The organism is Achromobacter deleyi (assembly GCF_902859705.1).
GTDB classification, from domain to species: domain Bacteria; phylum Pseudomonadota; class Gammaproteobacteria; order Burkholderiales; family Burkholderiaceae_B; genus Achromobacter; species Achromobacter deleyi.
The window spans coordinates 239618-257914 of the sequence record NZ_CADIJO010000007.1; the positions used below are offsets into that span (position 1 = coordinate 239618).

Annotated in this window: 12 protein-coding genes; 3 read left to right on the forward strand and 9 right to left on the reverse strand. The window is 66.9% G+C overall.

Annotated features, from left to right (window positions below):
- Positions 1-91: 91 nt before the first annotated feature.
- The 7 genes from HV798_RS13230 to HV798_RS13260 all read right to left on the reverse strand — a co-directional run bounded on the left by HV798_RS13230 (position 92) and on the right by HV798_RS13260 (position 5829).
- On the reverse strand, positions 92-2455 hold the full coding sequence (locus HV798_RS13230) for a TonB-dependent siderophore receptor (RefSeq protein ID WP_175192725.1): 2364 nt from the start codon (positions 2453-2455) through the stop codon (positions 92-94).
- Positions 2456-2539: 84 nt separating this feature from the next.
- Positions 2540-3484, reverse strand: coding sequence for a DUF4880 domain-containing protein (locus HV798_RS13235; RefSeq protein ID WP_175192724.1), 945 nt, complete (start codon positions 3482-3484; stop codon positions 2540-2542).
- Complete coding sequence (locus HV798_RS13240) at positions 3481-3981, reverse strand: sigma-70 family RNA polymerase sigma factor (RefSeq protein WP_425486142.1); 501 nt, start codon at positions 3979-3981, stop codon at positions 3481-3483. The genes HV798_RS13235 and HV798_RS13240 overlap by 4 nt, the downstream gene beginning before the upstream one ends.
- A gap of 130 nt (positions 3982-4111) precedes the next feature.
- Positions 4112-4528: a DUF5071 domain-containing protein gene (locus HV798_RS13245; RefSeq protein WP_175192723.1), complete on the reverse strand. Its 417-nt coding sequence runs from the start codon at positions 4526-4528 to the stop codon at positions 4112-4114.
- Positions 4529-4607: 79 nt separating this feature from the next.
- Positions 4608-5015: a hypothetical protein gene (locus HV798_RS13250; protein ID WP_175192722.1), complete on the reverse strand. Its 408-nt coding sequence runs from the start codon at positions 5013-5015 to the stop codon at positions 4608-4610.
- A 200-nt stretch (positions 5016-5215) separates the two neighbouring features.
- Positions 5216-5611: a hypothetical protein gene (locus tag HV798_RS13255; RefSeq protein ID WP_175192721.1), complete on the reverse strand. Its 396-nt coding sequence runs from the start codon at positions 5609-5611 to the stop codon at positions 5216-5218.
- Positions 5608-5829: a hypothetical protein gene (locus HV798_RS13260; RefSeq protein ID WP_175192720.1), complete on the reverse strand. Its 222-nt coding sequence runs from the start codon at positions 5827-5829 to the stop codon at positions 5608-5610. The genes HV798_RS13255 and HV798_RS13260 overlap by 4 nt, the downstream gene beginning before the upstream one ends.
- Before the next feature lie 463 nt (positions 5830-6292).
- Here HV798_RS13260 and HV798_RS13265 point away from each other — a divergent pair, with 463 nt between their 5' ends.
- Genes HV798_RS13265 through HV798_RS13275 form a run of 3 tightly spaced genes read left to right on the forward strand, consistent with a single transcriptional unit; the run spans position 6293 to position 13596 of the window.
- Positions 6293-9082 (forward strand): ATP-binding protein, encoded by a 2790-nt coding sequence (locus HV798_RS13265; protein ID WP_175192719.1) that lies wholly within the window; start codon positions 6293-6295, stop codon positions 9080-9082.
- Positions 9083-9135: 53 nt separating this feature from the next.
- On the forward strand, positions 9136-10329 hold the full coding sequence (locus tag HV798_RS13270; protein WP_425486145.1) for an EAL domain-containing response regulator: 1194 nt from the start codon (positions 9136-9138) through the stop codon (positions 10327-10329).
- Positions 10330-10341: 12 nt separating this feature from the next.
- A complete protein-coding gene (locus HV798_RS13275) occupies positions 10342-13596 on the forward strand; it encodes a hybrid sensor histidine kinase/response regulator (RefSeq protein ID WP_175216455.1) in 3255 nt (1084 codons plus the stop codon).
- Positions 13597-13620: 24 nt separating this feature from the next.
- Here HV798_RS13275 and HV798_RS13280 read toward each other — a convergent pair whose 3' ends face one another.
- The gene (locus tag HV798_RS13280; protein WP_175192716.1) at positions 13621-16965 is read right to left on the reverse strand and encodes an autotransporter outer membrane beta-barrel domain-containing protein; all 3345 of its coding nucleotides are present in this window, start codon (positions 16963-16965) and stop codon (positions 13621-13623) included.
- A 285-nt stretch (positions 16966-17250) separates the two neighbouring features.
- Positions 17251-18294, reverse strand: coding sequence for a tRNA 2-selenouridine(34) synthase MnmH (gene mnmH / locus HV798_RS13285; protein ID WP_175192715.1), 1044 nt, complete (start codon positions 18292-18294; stop codon positions 17251-17253).
- Between the last annotated feature and the right edge of the window lie 3 nt (positions 18295-18297).

Genomic DNA, 18297 nt, shown 5'->3' on the forward strand with positions numbered 1-18297 from the left:
GCGCCGTTCTGATTTATTTACTTTTGTTACGCGGCCCGGTACATGCGGCATCCTTAATGGGAACCCGCAGGGCCGCGGACCGAAGCCTCGTTCAGAACGTGTACCTCGCCGTGAGCAGGAACGATCTCGGGGTGCCGAAATGGTTGTTGTCCTGGGTGCTGCCGATCGCCTGGTAGTAGTACTTGTCGAACAAGTTGTAGACGTTCAGGCGCAGGTCGAGCTGCGGGCTGGCGCGATACGCGACTACGGCGTCCCAGATGCTGTAGCCGGCTTGGCGTACGTGATAGGCCGGCAGGCTGATAGCGCTTTGCATGCGCACGGCGCCGCCCACGCGCCAAGCGTTCAGCGACCCTGGCAGCGTGTACATGGTGGATAGCTTGAACAGATGGCGTGGGGTCTGCGTATCGTAGGGCGCGCCGGCCGGGTTGCTGCCCGAGGCTTCCAGGTATTTGGATCGATTGAAGGTATAGCCGGCCGAAATCTGCCAGCCGGGCGTGAGGGCGCCGGCCACCTCGACCTCAAAGCCCCGGCTCTCGACCTTGCCCGAGGGCGCGTAGCACTCGATCACTCCGGGGGCGCAAGCGGATGTTTCCAGCGCGACGGGCCGGTTGCGCTGGCGAATCTGGAACACGGCGGCGCTGGCGTTCAGACGGCCGTCGAAGTACTCGCCTTTGACGCCCGCCTCCAGGTTGGTGCCGATGACGGGGGCCAGCGGCGTGCCGCTGGCCGACTGGCTGCCTTGCGGCTGGAACACGCTGGTCCAGCTCGTGTAGACGGAGTGATGCGAGTCCAGGTCGTAGATCAGCCCCGCGTAGGGCGTGAGCTCGTGATTGACCGTGTAGCCGGCCGGCGGGCTGACGTAGTCGCCCGACTTCAGCATCATGTCGTACGCGTACCAGTCCAGCCGTGCGCCCAGCATGAGGGTGAGCGGGTCCGCCAGGCTCAGGCGGGTGGTGGCGTATCCGCTCACCTGGCGTTGGTAGCCTTTGCGCGACCAGGGATAGTCGAACTGCGGCTTGGCTACAGCGCTGGAATTCCAGCTTTCGGGATCCACGGTCATGTCGTAGGCGCTCGGCCATCCGCCGGGACCGTCGTTGTCGCGGTTTTTCAGGAAGCTGCCGCCCAGCACGAGTTCGTGCTTGCGTCCCAGCAGCGTGAAGGGGCCGCTGAGATAGGCGTCCAGGCTGTACTGCGTCTTGTCGTAGTCATACTGTCCGAGCCTCTGGCCGAAGTATTCGGAGTCTTCCAGGGGATAGAGATAACTGCCAAGCATGTTCATGCGTGCGCGCAGCGTGCGCGCCGTGACTTTGCCGGACCAGCCGCTGTCGAAACGGTGGTCTAGCTCGGCGAAGAAGCTGGTGTTCTCCTTGTTCCAGTAGGCCCAGTCCGGCGAGAGGCGGGTGGATCGCTTGAAGTCGTAGAAGCTGCCGTCGCGCCGGGTGGGCAGGCCATTCCAGTCGGCACCAGGGCTGTCTTCGCGGTTGTAGTAGCCGCCGATGCTGAGCGTGGTGCGGGCGGTGATGTCGGCCTCGATCGTGCCGTAGTACAGCTGGCGCTGGTGTTCGTAGGCTTTTTTGAAGGTGTTGGAGTCCTGGTATGAGATGACGCCGCGCGCGCGTACGCTACCGCTCTGGTTCAGCGCACCGCCGCCGTCGACCTCGCCGCGGTAGTTGTCCCAGCTGCCGGCGCTGGTGGTCACCGAGAATTGCGGGAGGCTCGTGGGACGCTTGCGTACCAGGTTGATGGTGCCCGACGGATTGCCGGCGCCGGTCATCATGCCCGCGGCACCGCGCAGCACTTCGATGCGGTCGTACATGGCGAGTGTCGCTACGCCCTGGGTGTCGTAGTCGTACGCCAGCGGCACGCCATCGGCCAGAAAGGAACTGATCTCGAAGCCGCGCGAGAAGAACTGGGTGCGTTCACCGCCGCCAATCTGGCGTGTCGTCAGGCCAGGCACGTCGCGGGCCACATCGTCGAGAGACTGAAAGCCGCGGTCTTCGATCTGTTGGCGCGTCACGACGCTGACCGACTGTGGCGTCTCGCGCGGCGACAGCGCCAATTTGGTGGCCGTCGCCATGGAGCCGGTGGTGTACGAATGGGTGCCTTCGGTGGTCGCGCCCAGGCTGGCCTCTACGGTTACCGGTGCTAGCGTCGCCGTGTTGGAGAGCACGATGGTCAGGGTGCCGTCCTGCGCTCGGCGCAGTTCCAGGCCGCTGCCACTGAGCGCCCGCGCAGTGGCCTGCTCGACCGTGAACTGGCCGGAAACGGGCGGGGCGGACTTACCGGTGACCAGGTGGGCGGGGAACGAGATGACGGCGCCCGCGACGCGTGCGACCTGTGTCAGCGTGATGTCGAGCGGACCTGCGGGCAGATCGTAGTGGCGCAACGACTGGGCCTGGGTGGCGCCGGCGGCGGCCGCAAGCACGCAAGCGACAGGAAACCTTAGGGACAACATGGAACACTCCGAGGATGCGTGAGGACGCGTTCCTGGTATGTGCATCGCCGCGTAGAAAAAAACACCTGCTGAGCGCTTTTTTTTTCAGGCAAGGTCGACCATGACGTACCACCCGCTCAAGCGCTGGAGCCGGATCGGCAGGGTATTGCGCAGCGCCTCCAGCGCCCGGTCGCTGTCATCGAGCGGGAATAGTCCGGTGACGCGCAGGCGCGCCGCCTGGGGCGAAACTCGTAGCCAGCCTGGGCGGTAGCGGGCAAGTGTGTCGATCACGGTTTGCAGGGGAGCATCGTGCACCTCCAGTTCGCCGTGCTGCCAGGCCGCCAGGTATTGCTGGCCGGTCTGGGGTGCCTCGATCTGCCGCGCATCGAACCATGCGCTTTCACCGGCCGCCAATGGTTGGTGGGCGCCAGACCGCGTTTGAATCTCGGCGCTGCCGCTCAGGACAAGGCAGAAGCTGCGGCGGTCCGTGCAGCGCACCATGGCTTGGCCAGGAGTCAGTCTGACCTCGCCTTGCGGCAGGCGCACCTGCAAGCCGGCCGCGGATGCGACGGTGAACAGCGCGGCGCCGGTGGTCACCTGGACCGCGCTTGCACCGGCCAGCGACGCGGCGCTGCGCGCGTCCAGCTCCATCAGGCTGCCGTCGGGCAGGGCCACGCGGCGCCTTTCGCCAGTGCGGGTGACGTAACCCGCCGCCACGTGGCGCACTGGTACATACCGGTCGGCCGCGCCCGCGCCCAACAACAGGACGCCGCCCGTGAACGCGAGTTTGGCCAGCCGGCGCCGTTGCGCCAGTTGCGGCTGCACCAGCGAGCGCCGTAGCGGATGTCCGTCTGCGAGCAGACGGATGTTCAGCCGGTGCAGCGTCCCGTCGAGCGCCGCGTTGAGTCGCTGCCAGGCCGTTTCGTGGCTGGGACTCTCGGCCAGCCAGCGGGCGAAGGCGGCACGGTCCGCCTCGCTTGCCGCGCCGCTGGACAGACAGACCTGCCACTGGATGGCGGCTTCGCGGGTGCGCTGTTCGGCCGGCGTCATAGGCCGAACACATTGCAGCAGCGGCGAAGCGCCTGGGCGATGTATTTGCGCACCATCGTGGGCGACACGCCCAGGCGCGCCGCGATCTGGACGTGGGTCATGCCATCGAGTTGGCTGTACAGAAACGCCATTCGCGCCTTGGACGACAAGCCGTCCAGCGCGGCGTCGAGCGCTTGCAGGGATTGCAGGGTCTGGACGCGTTCCTCGGCGGAGGGTTCGAGGGCCTCGGGTTGCAGGCGCAACACTTCCAGCCAGGCATTTTCGAGTTCGCGACGGCGCCATAGCCGCCAGGTGATGCGGCGCGCGATGGTAAGGAGCATCGCGCGCGGTTCGTTCAGGTGTTCCAGCGCGGGCAGGCTCAGCAACTGCGTGAATGTCTCGCCCGCGACATCCTCGGCATCTTCGCGATTGCGCAAGCCATTGACAAGGCGGCGCTCCAGCCAGGGATGGTCATTCTTGTAGATGGCTGAAAACCGGCTGTCACGAGTGGAATCCACGGCTGGGGCTGTAAATAAATGGGAATCGTTATCAATTATCTCATGGCATGCCCAGAAGCCCAAATGGAACGGTGACAGGCGGGGTTATCGTGGGGTCGTGAAGACCCGGTGTCCTGAAGGGGGCGTGCTCTTAACGATGGGCGGACAGCGTTGCCAGGATCTGGCGGGCCAGTTCGTCGACGCCTTCGTCGCGCTCTGCCTGGCTGGGCTGCGCCGCCAGGCGCGTCAACTGCGGTTCCACCGCCATGGCGAGGGGGGCGGATGCGCTGACCAGATAGGCCAGAACGTTGTAGGTCCAGATGGGGTCATCGGACGCGAGGATCGTGCGCACGTGGTCGGCCAACGGCGCGCCGATGCCGGCTAGAAAGGGCGCCAGTACGCGGGCGACGGGCCAGTTGATGTCCTGCATCCAGACGAGCAGGGCGGGCAATTGCGCGTGCACGGCGGGGTAGCCCGACGCCACGATGATCTCTGCGCCGAGCAGGTCGTGTTTGTCGGTGGGTACCGCGTTGGCGGGATTGCGGGAGGAGTCTGCGGCGGCAGGCAAGGGGGGCTCCTTGAGTGCCCGGGCCCGGCGCGTTGGCGACGGCATGCGCGGGCCGGGATCGGATCAGTCGGTCAAGGCGTCAGCGGTTCAACGCCTGCGCATACTTGGCACAGGCGTCGACCGTGCCATCGTACGAGATGTTGCGGATGCGTTGCTGCTCGTCGACTTCGGCTTCGATCTTGCAGGTGGCGCTGGTCTGCACGGTGGTGCCGCCGATGGTGGAGCCGGAGTAGCGCGCGTCGCCGGACTTGGCGGGGACTTTGCCGGTGGTGTAGCTGGTCGTCGGCTGATACCGCGACACGAGTTCGGTGTTCGTCCAGGTATAGACGTGACGGCCTGCAATGGTGCGCTCGCTGCTGGGCACGCCCAGGCTGTCCATCGCCAGGGAGACCGGTTGACCTCGCAGGCGAGCGAAGCCGCTGTTCAACTGATCGGTGACGCAGGCCGTAAGCGGTAGCAGCGCCAGCAGCGCAAGAGTTGCCTTCACGGTGGGAATTCTCCAGTGTGTGTCCAGGGGGATAGCGTGTGCACCCTGCGATGCACGGTGCGCATGATATACCAAATTGGTAGATTACAGACCAAAATGGTTTGTCTGGAATTTTGCCTGGTACTGGAACTTGGATTGCGCGCGGCGTGGGTCCTGCATGGCTTGCGATGGCGTTTGAGTGGGGGCTTACCGATGCGAGACTATGCGTGCAATTGATTGATCGCTTCAATGATGGTGCTGGCCTTTTCAAGAGCAGCCAAGCCAGCCATGGCCAAGAAATCCTGCTCTGGCTTGTAGTCCGCGTTGACACGCAGGGCGTAAACCGCCATCAATAGATTTCCTAAAGCGCGGCTTTCGGCTTTTGCTTTTGCATCGGTGACAGTGGGATAGCGCAATTGGGTATGCAGCATTTCGTGCATGCCCCCCTTCGCATACGCGACACTGCCCGGCGAGGCCAGACGATCGTGGTAGGCCTTTGCTGCGTGATAGGCGGCATAGTACGCGCGGCTCGCCGTGGCGCGATGTAGCGCTTCCGTATTGCCCTTGATACCGATAGACGAAGCCGCTGCGAGCAGTTGCCGGGGTGAGCAACTCATGCTTCGAACCTGCTGAACAGCACCGCGAAACGAGGATGGGGATCGATGCCTTGCCGCTGCATTTGGGCAGCGAGTTCGACGTTCATCGCGAAAGCGGTTGCGGCATCGACGGGAACGCGCGCTTCGAGTGCCATGCCGATGAAAATGTCGGGCACATCGGTGGCGTGATAGCTGAGGGTGGGCCGGGGAAGGCCGCGTGCCCGGCGGATGCCGTCCATCAGATTGAGTTGCTCGCGAACGAGTGCATCCGGGACCCCAATTTTGCGGGCTGCTTGGAAAGCAGACCTACGCGCCTGGGCACCGGTGTTTTCTGCCGCGACTTCGTGAGTGGCGGGCAGGTACGCCGAAAGGCGGGTAGGGAGTGCGCTTGGCGTGACCCGTTGGGGCGTGGTGTCGAGCGTGTGGATCGTACGAAGCGGGGGACGGAGCAAGATGCGGGCCTGTTCGGGAGTCGGTGCGAAAAGTGTATCGTCGCGATCGACTCTTGGTGCGTCAGGTTGCCACAAGTAGGACGATGAAACCTTGCGGGTTCACGCAGTCCTTTCGGTAGCAAGCCTGGCAGGACGCACCGCCTTTGAGAATATTCTCAACCCTGCCGCCAACGCCGAATTTTATGATCGATTCATGATCGTAAAGCCCCGCATGCGGGAAGCATTGACGGCGGCGGCCCCTGGTTTGCCCATGCTTCTTCTTCACCTGTTCGCCGTCGCCCTGACGGCCTGCATTCTGGTGGGAACGGCGCTGTACGCCTATTGGTCGTTCACGGGGGAAGTCTCGAAATACCGCCGCCGGATGAATGCCGGCGCGTACAACGCGCAGCTGTATTTCGACCAGCGTGAAGCGCTGCTGCGGTCCGTGGCGGCATCGGCGGTGCGCAATACCGATCGCATGCCGGTGTCGCGCACGCCGCGCACGTTTGGCGAGACGGGGCAGATCAGCGTCGACCCGCTCATCGAGACGAATGGGGGCTATGAATGGGCGCTGATCCTGACGCCGCGCGACCGCGCGGATGTGGCGCGCTTGCAGGCGCACGTCGTGTACGTATCGCCGGCAGATCCGATGGCCAGGCACCTGTCGGCGCAAGACGAAGCGGCGCACGACGGGCCGCCGCTGACGGGCGAGATCTTTCGATGGCTGGCGCAGGCGCTGCACCAACATGCCACTGCACCCGGGCGGGACGGCCGCACACCTATCGTCTGGCTGCGCCCGCCGATGGACCCGGCCAACCGGCTGTTCCTGTATACGCCCGTGGATATCGACGGCGTCGAGGGCACGTGGGTCGGATTGGAGGTCGGGGGCCTGGGCGCAGTGGTCGGCCAGGCAGAGTGCGCCAGCGGCGGCGCCAGCTATGCGTTGTACGACGGCAATGGCGTGATGGCGTTGCACAGCGGCAACCTACCGGCGGGCGTGGAGGAGACGGCCGCGCATCGGTCGCAGGATGCCTTCCGGTTGCAGGGCGACGGCTGGTGGCCGCAGACGCTGGTGCTGGTGAAGTCGGTGGGCGAGGCGGGCTGGCGGCTGGCCTATTACGTGCCGATCAGCGATCTGCTGGAAGACGGCGCGCGCTCGTTCTGGACGGCGGGCGGCGTGGCGGCGCTGCTGATCGCCATCGTGCTGCTGGCGGTGCGCCATATCAGGAACCGGCTGGTCAGGCCCGCCTTGCGCCAGTACGAGGCCTTGGTGGACAGCGTGGCGCTGAACCAGAAGATCGTCGAAGTGGCGCCCGTGGGCCTGTGCCTGTTGCGGCGCGCGGACGGGGCCTTGCTGCTGTCCAACGCCGCCGCGCGTCAGTGGCTGGGCGAGCAGGACCAGTGGCGTGACACGCTGCGCCAGGCCGGCGCCGAGACCGGCGGCAAGGAATACGCGCTGGCCGACGGCCGCAGCGCCTATCTGACGTTTGCCGCCACCACGTACCAGTCCGAAGACGTGGTGCTGTGCGGCATCAGCGACATCACGGCGCAGAAGGGGGTGGAACGCGCCCTGCGCAGCGCCAAGCTGGCCACCGACCAGGCCAGCGAGTCCAAGGCCATGTTCTTTGCCACCATCAGCCACGAGATCCGCACGCCGCTGTACGGCATCCTGGGCACGCTGGAACTGCTGGCGTTGACCGGCTTGTCCGGCCAGCAGGAGCAATACCTGCGGACCATCCAGCAATCGTCGTCGACCTTGCTGCGCACCATCAACGGCACGCTGGATCTGTCGCGCATCGAAGCGGGGCGGGAAGAGCTTGAGATCGGCGCGTTCTCGCCGGCAGACGTGGCCGAGCAGGTGGTGGCCAATTACCTGGCCCGGGCGCAGGCCAAGGGGCTGGACCTGTACGCCATCACCGACGTCGGCATGCCGCTGGCCACAATGGGCGACGCGATCCGCATCCTGCAGATCCTGAACAACCTGGTCAGCAATGCCATCAAGTTCACCGAGTCGGGCCGGGTGGTGCTGCGCGCCCGCGCCGAACCCGACGGGCCAGGGCGCGTGCGGCTGCGCTTTCAGGTGGCCGACACCGGGCCGGGCATCCGCGAGAGCCATCGCGCACGGCTGTTCGAACCGTATTTCCGGGCGCCGGCAGGGCAGGACGGCGATGTCACCGGCACGGGCCTGGGCTTGACGATATGCCGACGCCTGTCGGACCTGATGGGCGGCACCTTGTCGGTGATCAGCGAGGAAGGGCTGGGCACCAGCATTTCGTTCTGCCTGACGCTGCCGACGGCAACGGGCGATGCTCCGGCCGCCGTGCCGGTCGTGCTGCAGCCACGCGCGGTCTATGTGGATGGGGCGGTGCCCGAGGTGGTGGCCAATGTGTGCAGCTGGCTGAATGCCTGCGGCGCGATCGCGTTGCCCTACCGCAAGCAGGCGGATGCGGCCGACCTGGCGGGCGCCGTGCTGGTACAGGCCTGGCCGCCCGCCGCAGCGGAGCCGCGCTGGCGCCAGCCGCGGGTGCGCGTGTCCGCGCCGGGGGCGAGTCAGGATGCGTTCCTGGCCTCGACGGGCCGCCTGGGCCTGGCCAGCGCCTTCAATCCGGCCAGCATCTGCCGCGCGGTGCGGATGGCGCAGGATGGCGAGGAAAGCGGCGAGCAGGATCAGGATGGCGCCCGGCCGCGGCATCTGGGGCTGCGGGTGCTGGTGGCTGAAGACAACGCCATCAACCAGCTGATTCTGCAGGAACAACTGGAACACCTGGGCTGCACGGTCACGCTGGCGTCCGATGGCGGCGAGGCGCTGCGGCGCTGGGACGCCGAGCGCTTTGACCTGGTGCTGACCGATCTGAACATGCCCATTGTCAATGGCTTTGAACTGGCGCGGTCGTTGCGGGCCGGCGGCTATGCCGGCCCCCTCATCGGCCTGACGTCGAGTTCGGCGGCCGAAGTCGCCCAGCGTGCGCTGGCGGCGGGCATGACCCAGGTGTTGTCCAAGCCGCTGCCGTTCATGGCATTGGCGCAAACCTTGCATGGCATCGCAAAGGAATTGAAGTGAACAGGCTGTCCGATTACAAAGTGCTGGTCCTGGACGATCATGCCTTGCAGTGCATGCAGTTGAAAGACTTGCTGCAAGAAGCCGGCTTTGGCCGCGTGGATACGCTGGAGAGCGCGTCGGACGCGCTGGTGCGGATACGCGACGAGGGCTATCACCTGGTGGTGATGGACGTGAGCATGCCCGGGATGGACGGGGCCCAGTTCATCCACGAACTGGCCCGCCTGAACCTGCGGCCGATCCTGGCGATTGCCACGGCGTGCTCGCGCCGGATCGCCAACAGCATCGGCCTGATGGCCAAGGAAAACGGTTTTGCGATGCTGGGGGCGTTCGTCAAGCCCGTGACGCGCGAGCAGATCGCCGGCCTGGCAGACCGCCTGCGGCACCGCCCGCTTGAAGCGGCGCCCACCCCGCCAGGCGATGAGGACGACGCCAGCAGCCTGCTCGACCGCCAGAGCGTGGTGGCCGCCCTGCGCGACGGCAGCATCCAGGCCTGGTTCCAGCCCAAGAAATCGTTGGCCACGGGCGCCATCGTCGGGGCCGAGGCGCTGGTGCGCTGGCAGCACCGCGGGCTGGGGCTGATGATGCCCGGATCGTTCCTGCGCACCGTGCGCGACTATGGGCTGGACCTGGAGCTGCTGATGCGCATGCTCGAGGACAGCCTGGCGGCCTGCCGCGCCTGGCGTCGCCTTGGGCATCGCATTCCGGTGTCGGTGAATCTGCCGGTCAGCCTGCTGGACCGGCCGCAGTTGCCGGACGAACTGTACGAGCAGGTCACCCATAGCGGCATCCCGGCCGAAGACGTAACATTCGAGCTTCTCGAGGACGACATGACCGTGACGCCCGGCAACTACTATATGGGCGCCAGCCGCTTGCGGTTGAAGGGTTTCGGCCTGTCGCAAGACGACTTCGGCAAGGGATATAGTTCGATGTACAGCCTGATCTCGACCCCATTCACCGAGCTGAAGATAGACCGCGCCTTTGTCCATGGCGCCGCGGGCGACGAGGTCCGCGCGGCCGCGTTGGTGTCGGCCGTGCAACTGGGCCGCCAACTGGGCCTGCAGGTCACGGCGGAAGGCGTGGAAACGCTCGAAGACCTGCAATTCCTGCGCCGCATCGGCTGCGATTGCGTGCAGGGCTTCCTGATCTCGGCGGCGGTCGACCTGGCGGCATTCAATGCCCTGCTGGCCCATGAACCCGGCCACGAGGCGGCGCACGTACCGGGGCTGCCGCAGGCGATACCCTATTAGGCAAGGCTGCCCATGAAACTGGATACGCCGCTCATCAAGGTCATACGCGTGTCGCGCCGGCTCAATATTGCGCTGTTCGGCGTGTTGCCGCTGCTGCTGGTGCTGGGGGGCGTGCTGTATTGGGGCGGGCAGCGCATCCTGCAGCAGGAAGAGGAAAAGCTGCGGATCGACTTCTCGATCCTGACGGGCTATATCCGCGCCCATGAAGCCATCTTGCAGGGCCTGCATGCGCAGGGCCAGAATCCCGACGGCCACCGGCTGGTGTCCGCGACCCCGGTCAGCGAGACCTCCGGCTTCGAGCGGGCGTCATGGGAATTCTTCGATGGCCAGCATGCGATCGCGGCCATGCCTTTTTCGCTGCTGTGCCAAAGCCCGGATGCCTGTCCGGTGGTCAAGGGCGTGTTCACCGGCATCGGCGGCTATATGTCGGATTTCTATTCCACCCGCTGGGCGGCGTCGGTGTATCCGGCGGCGCCGCTGTTCGTCATTTCGCCGGGCCAGCAGCTGAGCCTGAGCGTGCCGGCGATCTCGGCCGTCTCGGGCTACGAGCCCCTGACGCGCTCGGCCTTCCTGTCGGTGGTGGACGCTGTGCAGGCGGCATCGGGCGGCACCGATCCGGACGATCGCGCCATTGGCGACGGCGCCAATGTGACCTGGCTGCGCGACCCGGAACTGCCCAACACCATGATCGCCATGCTGCCGGTGATGCTGCCGCTCAATGCCAGGGACGGCTCGGCGACCCAGCGGCGCAACGTCTATGCCGTGTCTTTGCTCAATCGCAGCCGCGTCAGCGTGGCCGAGCAGGTGTTGAATGTGCCGCTGTACGACCAGTTCTGGCTGCAGCACCAGGACGGCACGGTGCTGATCGGCGACGGTCCGCCGCCGCCCGTGGCGAAAGCCGGGTTTCATGTCACCTCGCAAGGCCTGATCCTGCGCATCGCGGACCGCACCGCAACCTGGACCGCCTACTACCGCGTAGGCTATGGCGGCTTCTTTCGGGCCAACATGTGGCTGCCGGTGGCGGTGCTGCTGATGTTCGGCGTGGGCCTGGCTGCGGGCGCCGGCTATCTGTTCTGGTACAACCGGCGCGTGATCCAGCCCGCCGAGCTGGCGCACCTGGACATGGTCGAAAGCGAGGAATTCAGCCGCACGGTGCTGGATACTGCGCCGGTCGCATTGTGCGTGCTGTCGCGTCCCGAGGGGCGGGTGGTGTTCGGCAATGCGCTGGCGGCGCAATGGCTGGGCATCGGCGTGGGCGAACAGCTGCACGATTCGCCGGACGCCGACAAGCTGCTGCGCCAGGTGCTGGGCGCCACGGGGCCGGGCACGATCGAAACCTTTCGCACGCATGAAGACCGGCCGCTGTTCGTGGCCTTCGCGCCCACGCGCTACAAGAAGCAGGACGTCGTGCTGTGCGCGTTTGCCGATATCAGCGCCCGCGCCGAAATGGAACACACCCTGGCGCAGGCCAAGCAGCAGGCCGACCGCGCCAACGAGGCCAAGTCGACCTTCCTGGCCACGATGAGCCATGAAATCCGCACGCCGCTGTACGGCGTGCTGGGCACGCTGGAAGTGCTGTCCCTGACGCAGCTGGACGACGCGCAGCGCCGCCACGTGGACCGCATCCAGGATTCGTCGGTGATCCTGCAGCAGTTGATCAGCGACATCCTGGACATCACCAAGATCGAATCGGGCCAGCTGGCCCTGGAAATGGACCGTTTCGATCCGCGCGAGCTGGTGCAGGCCTGCGTGGCCTCGTATGCCAGCATGGCCGAGCAGAAGGGGCTGGTGATCTATAGCTGCGTCGATACGGCGGTGCCGGCCAGTCTCATGGGCGACGGCGGGCGCGTCAGGCAGATCCTGAACAACCTGGTCAACAACGCGATCAAGTTCACCGATTCGGGCCATGTGGTGATGCGGCTGCGGGCCGAAGACCTGCCGGGCGGCCGGGTGCGGCTGCACATGCAGGTGGTCGATAGCGGCGTGGGCATCAGCGCGGAAAACCAGGTCCGCCTGTTCGAGCCGTTCTACCAGATCGACAGCGGCTCGCATCTGGTGCGCGGCGCCGGCATCGGCTTGTCGATCTGCGCCCGCCTGGCCGAACTGATGGACAGCAGCATCCAGGTCACCAGCGAACTTGGCCTGGGCAGCAGTTTTTCGTTGGCCATCGACCTGGACGTGGCCGAGGCGCGGCCGGCGCCCGCGCCGCAACTGACCGGCGTGCGTGCCTATGTGCGCAGCTCGCGCAAGGAACTGAGCGAGAACATCTGCCTGTGGCTGACGCACTGGGGCGCGTCCGCGTGCCTGGCGCCGGTGGACGCGCCTCGCGACGACGCGCACGACGGCGTGCTGGTCGACGTGCATATCGCCGGTGACGTGATGGCCGTCATGCCGTGGCCCGGGCCGGTGGTGTCGGCCGGGGGCGGCGATGCGTTGGCCGAAACGCTTTACCAGGCAGACCGGCACGACCTGTTCAGCATCGGCTTCGCGGTCGCGCGGTGCGCGGCCGGCGACGCCGCCATCGCCCGCGAAGCGGCCGTGGTGCGCTATGCGCCCCTGAATCTGCGGGTGCTGGTCGCCGAAGACAATCCGATCAACCAGGTCACCATGCGAGACCAGCTCGAGCAGCTGGGTTGTCAGGTGACGGTGGCGCCCGACGGCGCCGAGGCCCTGGCACAGTGGCACATCGCGCCCTTTGATGTGGTGTTGACCGACGTGAACATGCCCCGAATGAACGGCTACGAGCTGGCGGGCGCCTTGCGCGCACTGGACGCGGCGGTGCCCATCATCGGCGTGACGGCCAATGCCCTGAAAGACGAAGAGACCCGCTGCAAGGCGGCGGGCATGAACCACTGGCTGGTCAAGCCGATCAAGTTGAGCCTGTTGTGGCATCAGTTGCGGGTCTATCGAGGCGGGGCCGACGCGGCCCGGGCAAGCCTGGCCGACAGCAGTCAGTCGCCGGCCGCTTCCTTGCCCACGGCGCCGGCCGTGCCGGCGATACCCGCGAAGTACCGCGAGGTCTTCCTGCAGACCATGGGCCAGGACCTGGCGCGGCTCGAGCGCGCGCTGGCCGCGAGCGATGCGCCGGACCTGCGCAAAGTGCTGCACCGCATGCGGGGCGGCTTCGCGGCGGTGCAGGCGCGCGATCTGCAGCAACTGACGCAACATGCCGAAGACCAACTGGCGGCGGGTGGACTGAATGACGCCACCCGCATGGGCCTGGCTACCCTGACGGCGGCGCTGGGCAAAGCGCTGGCCGAGGTATGACCCCGGCCAGCGTCACCCTGGCGCCTACCAGCGGTAGCTGACATTGAGCATGCCGCCGTAGCCACGCTGGTCGTGGTTGCCGGCCTGGCCGAACACGTGGCCGGACACCTGCACCTGCTTGCCGATGCGGCCTTCCGCGCCCAGCTTCAGTTCCAGCGCGTTGCGGGCGGGCAGGGCCGCCAGCGTGTTCTCGCCCATGCGCACCTTGGGGTTGCCGCCGTTATGCAGCCAATTGGTCTCGAGGAACGGGCGCACCGCCGGCTTGTCGGCCTGGGGCGCGGCGCGCGGATACACGCGCACGCCCACGCGGGAATTCCAGGCGTTGTCGCCGTCGCTACGCATGCGGGTGCCTTGCAGCGTGGCGTCCTTGGCGTCGTAGCGGGTGTAGATCACCTGCGCATTCGGTTCGATCACCAGGGCGTCCAACGCCGTGCCGCCCGCGAAAGGCTGGAGCGCGTAGCCGGTTTCGAGCGAAGCGCTCCAGACGTTTGAGCGGTAGCGGACGGACCCCAGTTCGCTGCTGATCTGGTTGGTGTAGCGGCCATACTGCAGCCAGGTGTCGGCATAGGCGCCCAGGCGGGTGAGATCGTTTTCATAGTAGGTGCCGTAAATGCCCACGGCGTAGCCGGAGACCTTGCCGCGTGCGCGGGCGCGGGTCTGCGCGGTCGTGCCGGGCAGCATCAGCGTGGACACGGCGCGCGAGCGTGCATCGCCGTAGCCGCCCATCAGGCCCGCGTAGGCGGCGCCGTCCTGGCCGACGGCCGCCTTGATCACGTCGCCGCCCAGCTGCACCATGGCGCTGTCGGTATCGACATCGACGCGGCCTTCGGACATGCGCAAGCCGCTGTCGTGGCGGCCCTGCACCCGGGCCCACAGGCCACGGCCGGTCGCGGCCGTCGTGTCGCCATCGGCATAGGCCGGCACACGGTCGTGCAGGCTGTGCGTGAACAGGCGCGTGCTGGCCAGGCGGTTGCCGGCATAGGCGCCGCTTTCAGGCGATACGTTCTTGACGCCATTGCCGGGCAGCACCGGATCGGGCGGCGCAATGGGCGGGGCGGGCGTGCCGGGGTCGATCGGGTCGGTCGGGTCCGTGGGACCCGGCGGCGCCGTGGGCGGCGTGTAGTCGGACGTCAGGTACCAGTCGGGCGCCACGCCGCCATTGCCGCCGCGCACCAGGCTGTAGTCGTAGCCATTGAGTGACACGGTGGCGGCGCTGGCGCGGTAGCCGGTGGACCCGCTGTCCAGGCGGAACGCGTCCGCGGTGGTGGTGCCGCCGTTGACGGTCTCGACGACCCGGATGCCGTATTCGGTCTGGCCGCCGTTGCCGCCCGCGTTGACGATACGCAGCGACGTGTTGCCCGACGTGGTGCCGCCATCGATGACGAGCTTGTCGGTGGGCGAGGCATCGTCACCCAACTGCGTGTTCAGCACCAGGGTGCCGCCGCCGATGTAGTTGTTGACCGTCAGCGTCTTGAAACCCGTGCCGCCCGCCGGCGCCGCAAAGGCGACGGTGCCGCCGTTGTTCAGCGTGCCCAGGCTGGAATCATTGCGCACGGTCCACGCGCTGGCGCTGTCCAGCGTCAGGCTGTTGATGCGGCCGGGGCCGCGCTGCACCAGGGCGCCGGTCAGGGTCGAGCCGTTCTTGAGCGATACGTCCACGGTGCCGCTGTCGGCCAGCACGTCGCCAGTCAGCACGGCGTTGGAGGCGTCCAGGCTGACCTGTTCGCTTTCGATCACGGTCGACACGCCGCCGCTGGTCACGGTGACCGAGCGCGAATGCAGCAACACGCCGCTATCGATATCGCCGCCCGTGCGCGTCGTGATGTTGGAATCCGACACCAGGAAGGTATGGCCGCCGCCCGAGGCAAGCAGGCCCACGCCGTCCTGGGTGCTGATCTGGCTGCCATTGCGCAGGACGACGCTGTTGCTCAGCCCGGACCCGGTCAGGTAGCTCCAGATGCCGTTGGCGCCTGCGCCTTGCATCGTGAATCGGGTGTTGTCCAGCGTGACCGCGGCGCGGTTGCTCATCGACAGGCCGGAGGCGTTGGCGCCGGATGTGTTGACGACGGTGTTGCGCGCCGACAGGCTGGCGCCGGTGCCGCTGGCAAACAGGCCGTAGGCGCTGGCGCCGCGGGTGGTGATGTTGACGTCTTCCAGGGTGACGGCGGCGCCGCCCACGCGGGCCAGCGCGCCGACTGCGCCGTCGCCCTGGGTGTCGATGTCGACCCGGGTGGCCTGGATGGTGGCCGAGCTGCCGTATTCGCGCGAGACATACAGGCCATGGGCGTTGTTGCCCAGGGTCTTGACCGTGCCGTCGGTCAGCGTGACCACGCCGGCGCGGTTGTCGATGCCCACGTGCGACGACGCGATGTCGAAGCGCGTGGCGGTGAAGGCCGTGCCGGTGGACGGCAGCCACACGCCGGTGCCCAGGTAGCCCAGCGCCGAGATGGAGACATTGTCCACGGTGGCAGACGTGTCCTTGGCATTGATGTTGATGCCGTAGCTGACGTCGCCGGTGGACGTCAGCGTGGCGTTGCGGATGTCGGCAACGGCGGCGGGGCCGGTGCCCGAGCTGAGCATGACCGCGGCGCCGCTTGACGTGATGCTGCCGCCGTCCATTTCGAAGCGCCCGCCTTGTACGCTGGCGCCTGCGCCGTTGGCCGCGTTGACCACGGTGCCGCGCAAGGTCACGAGGGAATTCTGGCCATTCACGTTCACACCCGGCGCAAGATTGCCGGTGACGGTGATGGTGCCGCCTTCCATCGCGACGCGGCCGCCGCTGTCGACGTAGGCGCCGCCCGCGTTGTACAGCGATGTGGCGACGGTGACGTCCTTGGCGGTGATGACGGCGTTGGCGCCTTCGGCACGCAGGGCGCTGCTGCCGCTGCCCGACGTGGTGACGCTGCCGCCGTCCAGGTCGACGCGGCCGCCGTTCTGCGCGTAGACGCCATGGGAATACGAGCCCAGCGTGGACACATCGGTTTGCCCGGCGGTGATCAGGCTGCCGGCGCCGATGGCGGCCAGGCCATGGGCGCCCTGGCCGTCGCCCAGCGTCTTGACCGTGCTGCCGGTCAAGGTGACGCTGCCGCCCGCGCTGGCGCGCACGCCCAGGGTGGCCCGGGCGGAAGCCGAGCCGGCGCTGATGGTCACGCCATCGCCGCGCACGGCGTTGCCGGCCACGGAAACGTCGATGGCGGCGCCGGTGCCGGCATGGGTGACGGTGTCGCCGTTGTTCAGCGTGAGCTGGGTGCTGCCGGTGGCGTCATTGACGATGACCTGGCCCAGGTCCGCGGCTGAGGTCGCGGCGGGAAGAACGGGCAGCGTGGCGGCCAGCAGGCCGAGCATGATGGGGTTCAGAGGGGTGCGCATGAAGGGCTCCTTGGCCCTTGGCTTTGGCGCACCCATACACATCAAACAGGACCTGGTCGGAGAACCCCCGCGTCGTTCAAGCGTACTGGCACGTCTCGGACAAAGGCGATGACGTAGCGGTAGCCTTCATGTTGCGTTGCGGCAGGACACTAAAAAACAGGACGATTCTCAAAAGCGCCGCATTGATTTGCAGGACTGGTAAGCGACTGAAAACCAGAAAATTCTCAAACCCGTGACGGCGATTCGATGCCTGCACGAAGCCTCGTCCGCCACCCTGCGGCGCGTTCAGCCCAGCGTGTCCAGCAGGGCGCGTGCCTGCGCCACGACGTCGGCGTCATTGGGCCGGAAGACCCACGGCAGGGCCTGCGCAAGCTGCGCGAAATGGGCGTGGCTGCTGCGCGCGTAGGTGGGGTCGTAGTGACGCTCGATCAGCTCGCGCGCGAGGTCGGTGCGGCGGCCTTCGTCGATCATGCGGTGCCATGCCGCAATGGTGTCGCGGCTGTGCAGGCCCACCAGGCGTTGCAGCTGGGATTTGAACCAATCGGGATGGGCGAACAGCTGGGCGTAGTCCTGTTGCAGAAAGGCCGCACGGTCTGCGCCGCTGGCGGTGACCGCGATGCAGGCGCCCTGATGCATGGCGGCCAACAGTGCGGCCGGCAGCGCCACCGCGCCGATCTTGCGGCTTTCGGCTTCGACGAACACGGGCCGGGTGGGATCCAGCTGACGCAGGCGGGCGGCCAGATGGGTGTCGAAGCCCTTTTGCGTGGGCTGCGCCATGCCGGGCCAGGCGCCGAGCAACGAGCCGCGGTGCGCCGCCAGCGCTTCCAGGTCCAGCGTTTGCGCGCCGGCTTGCGCCAAGGCATCCAGCAGCCGCGTCTTGCCGCTGCCGGTGGGGCCCGTCAGCACGATGAGGCGCAGCGTGGGCGGCAAGGTGTCCAGTAGGTCGAGCGTGGCGCGCCGATAGGTCTTGTAGCCGCCATCGAGCTGCCGCGCACGCCAGCCGATCATGTTGAACATCACCGTCATCGAACCCGACCGCTTGCCGCCGCGCCAGCAGTAGATCAGCGGGCGCCAGCCTTGCGGGCGATCGGCAAAGGTGGTGTCCAGGTGGGCGGCGATGTTGCGCGCGGCCAGCGCAGCCCCCAGGCGGGTCGCGTCGAACGGCGATTGGCGGTACAGCGTGCCCACGCGGGCGCGTTCGTCGTTGCTGAACACCGGCGCATTCATCGCGCCGGGGATGTGGTCGTCGGCGAATTCCAGCGGCGAGCGCACGTCGATGATTTCGTCGAAATCATCCAGTCTGTCCAGGCCGGCGAGCAGGTGTTTCAAGGG

Excerpts from the sequence above, each read along its gene's own strand:
- HV798_RS13230 (WP_175192725.1), bottom strand. The coding sequence starts at position 2,455 with ATGTTGTCCCTAAGGTTTCCTGTCGCTTGCGTGCTTGCGGCCGCCGCC.
- HV798_RS13235 (WP_175192724.1), bottom strand. The coding sequence starts at position 3,484 with ATGACGCCGGCCGAACAGCGCACCCGCGAAGCCGCCATCCAGTGGCAG.
- HV798_RS13255 (WP_175192721.1), bottom strand. The coding sequence starts at position 5,611 with ATGAGTTGCTCACCCCGGCAACTGCTCGCAGCGGCTTCGTCTATCGGT.
- HV798_RS13260 (WP_175192720.1), bottom strand. The coding sequence starts at position 5,829 with ATGGACGGCATCCGCCGGGCACGCGGCCTTCCCCGGCCCACCCTCAGC.
- HV798_RS13265 (WP_175192719.1), top strand. The coding sequence starts at position 6,293 with ATGCTTCTTCTTCACCTGTTCGCCGTCGCCCTGACGGCCTGCATTCTG.
- HV798_RS13270 (WP_425486145.1), top strand. The coding sequence starts at position 9,136 with ATGCAGTTGAAAGACTTGCTGCAAGAAGCCGGCTTTGGCCGCGTGGAT.
- HV798_RS13275 (WP_175216455.1), top strand. The coding sequence starts at position 10,342 with ATGAAACTGGATACGCCGCTCATCAAGGTCATACGCGTGTCGCGCCGG.
- HV798_RS13280 (WP_175192716.1), bottom strand. The coding sequence starts at position 16,965 with ATGCGCACCCCTCTGAACCCCATCATGCTCGGCCTGCTGGCCGCCACG.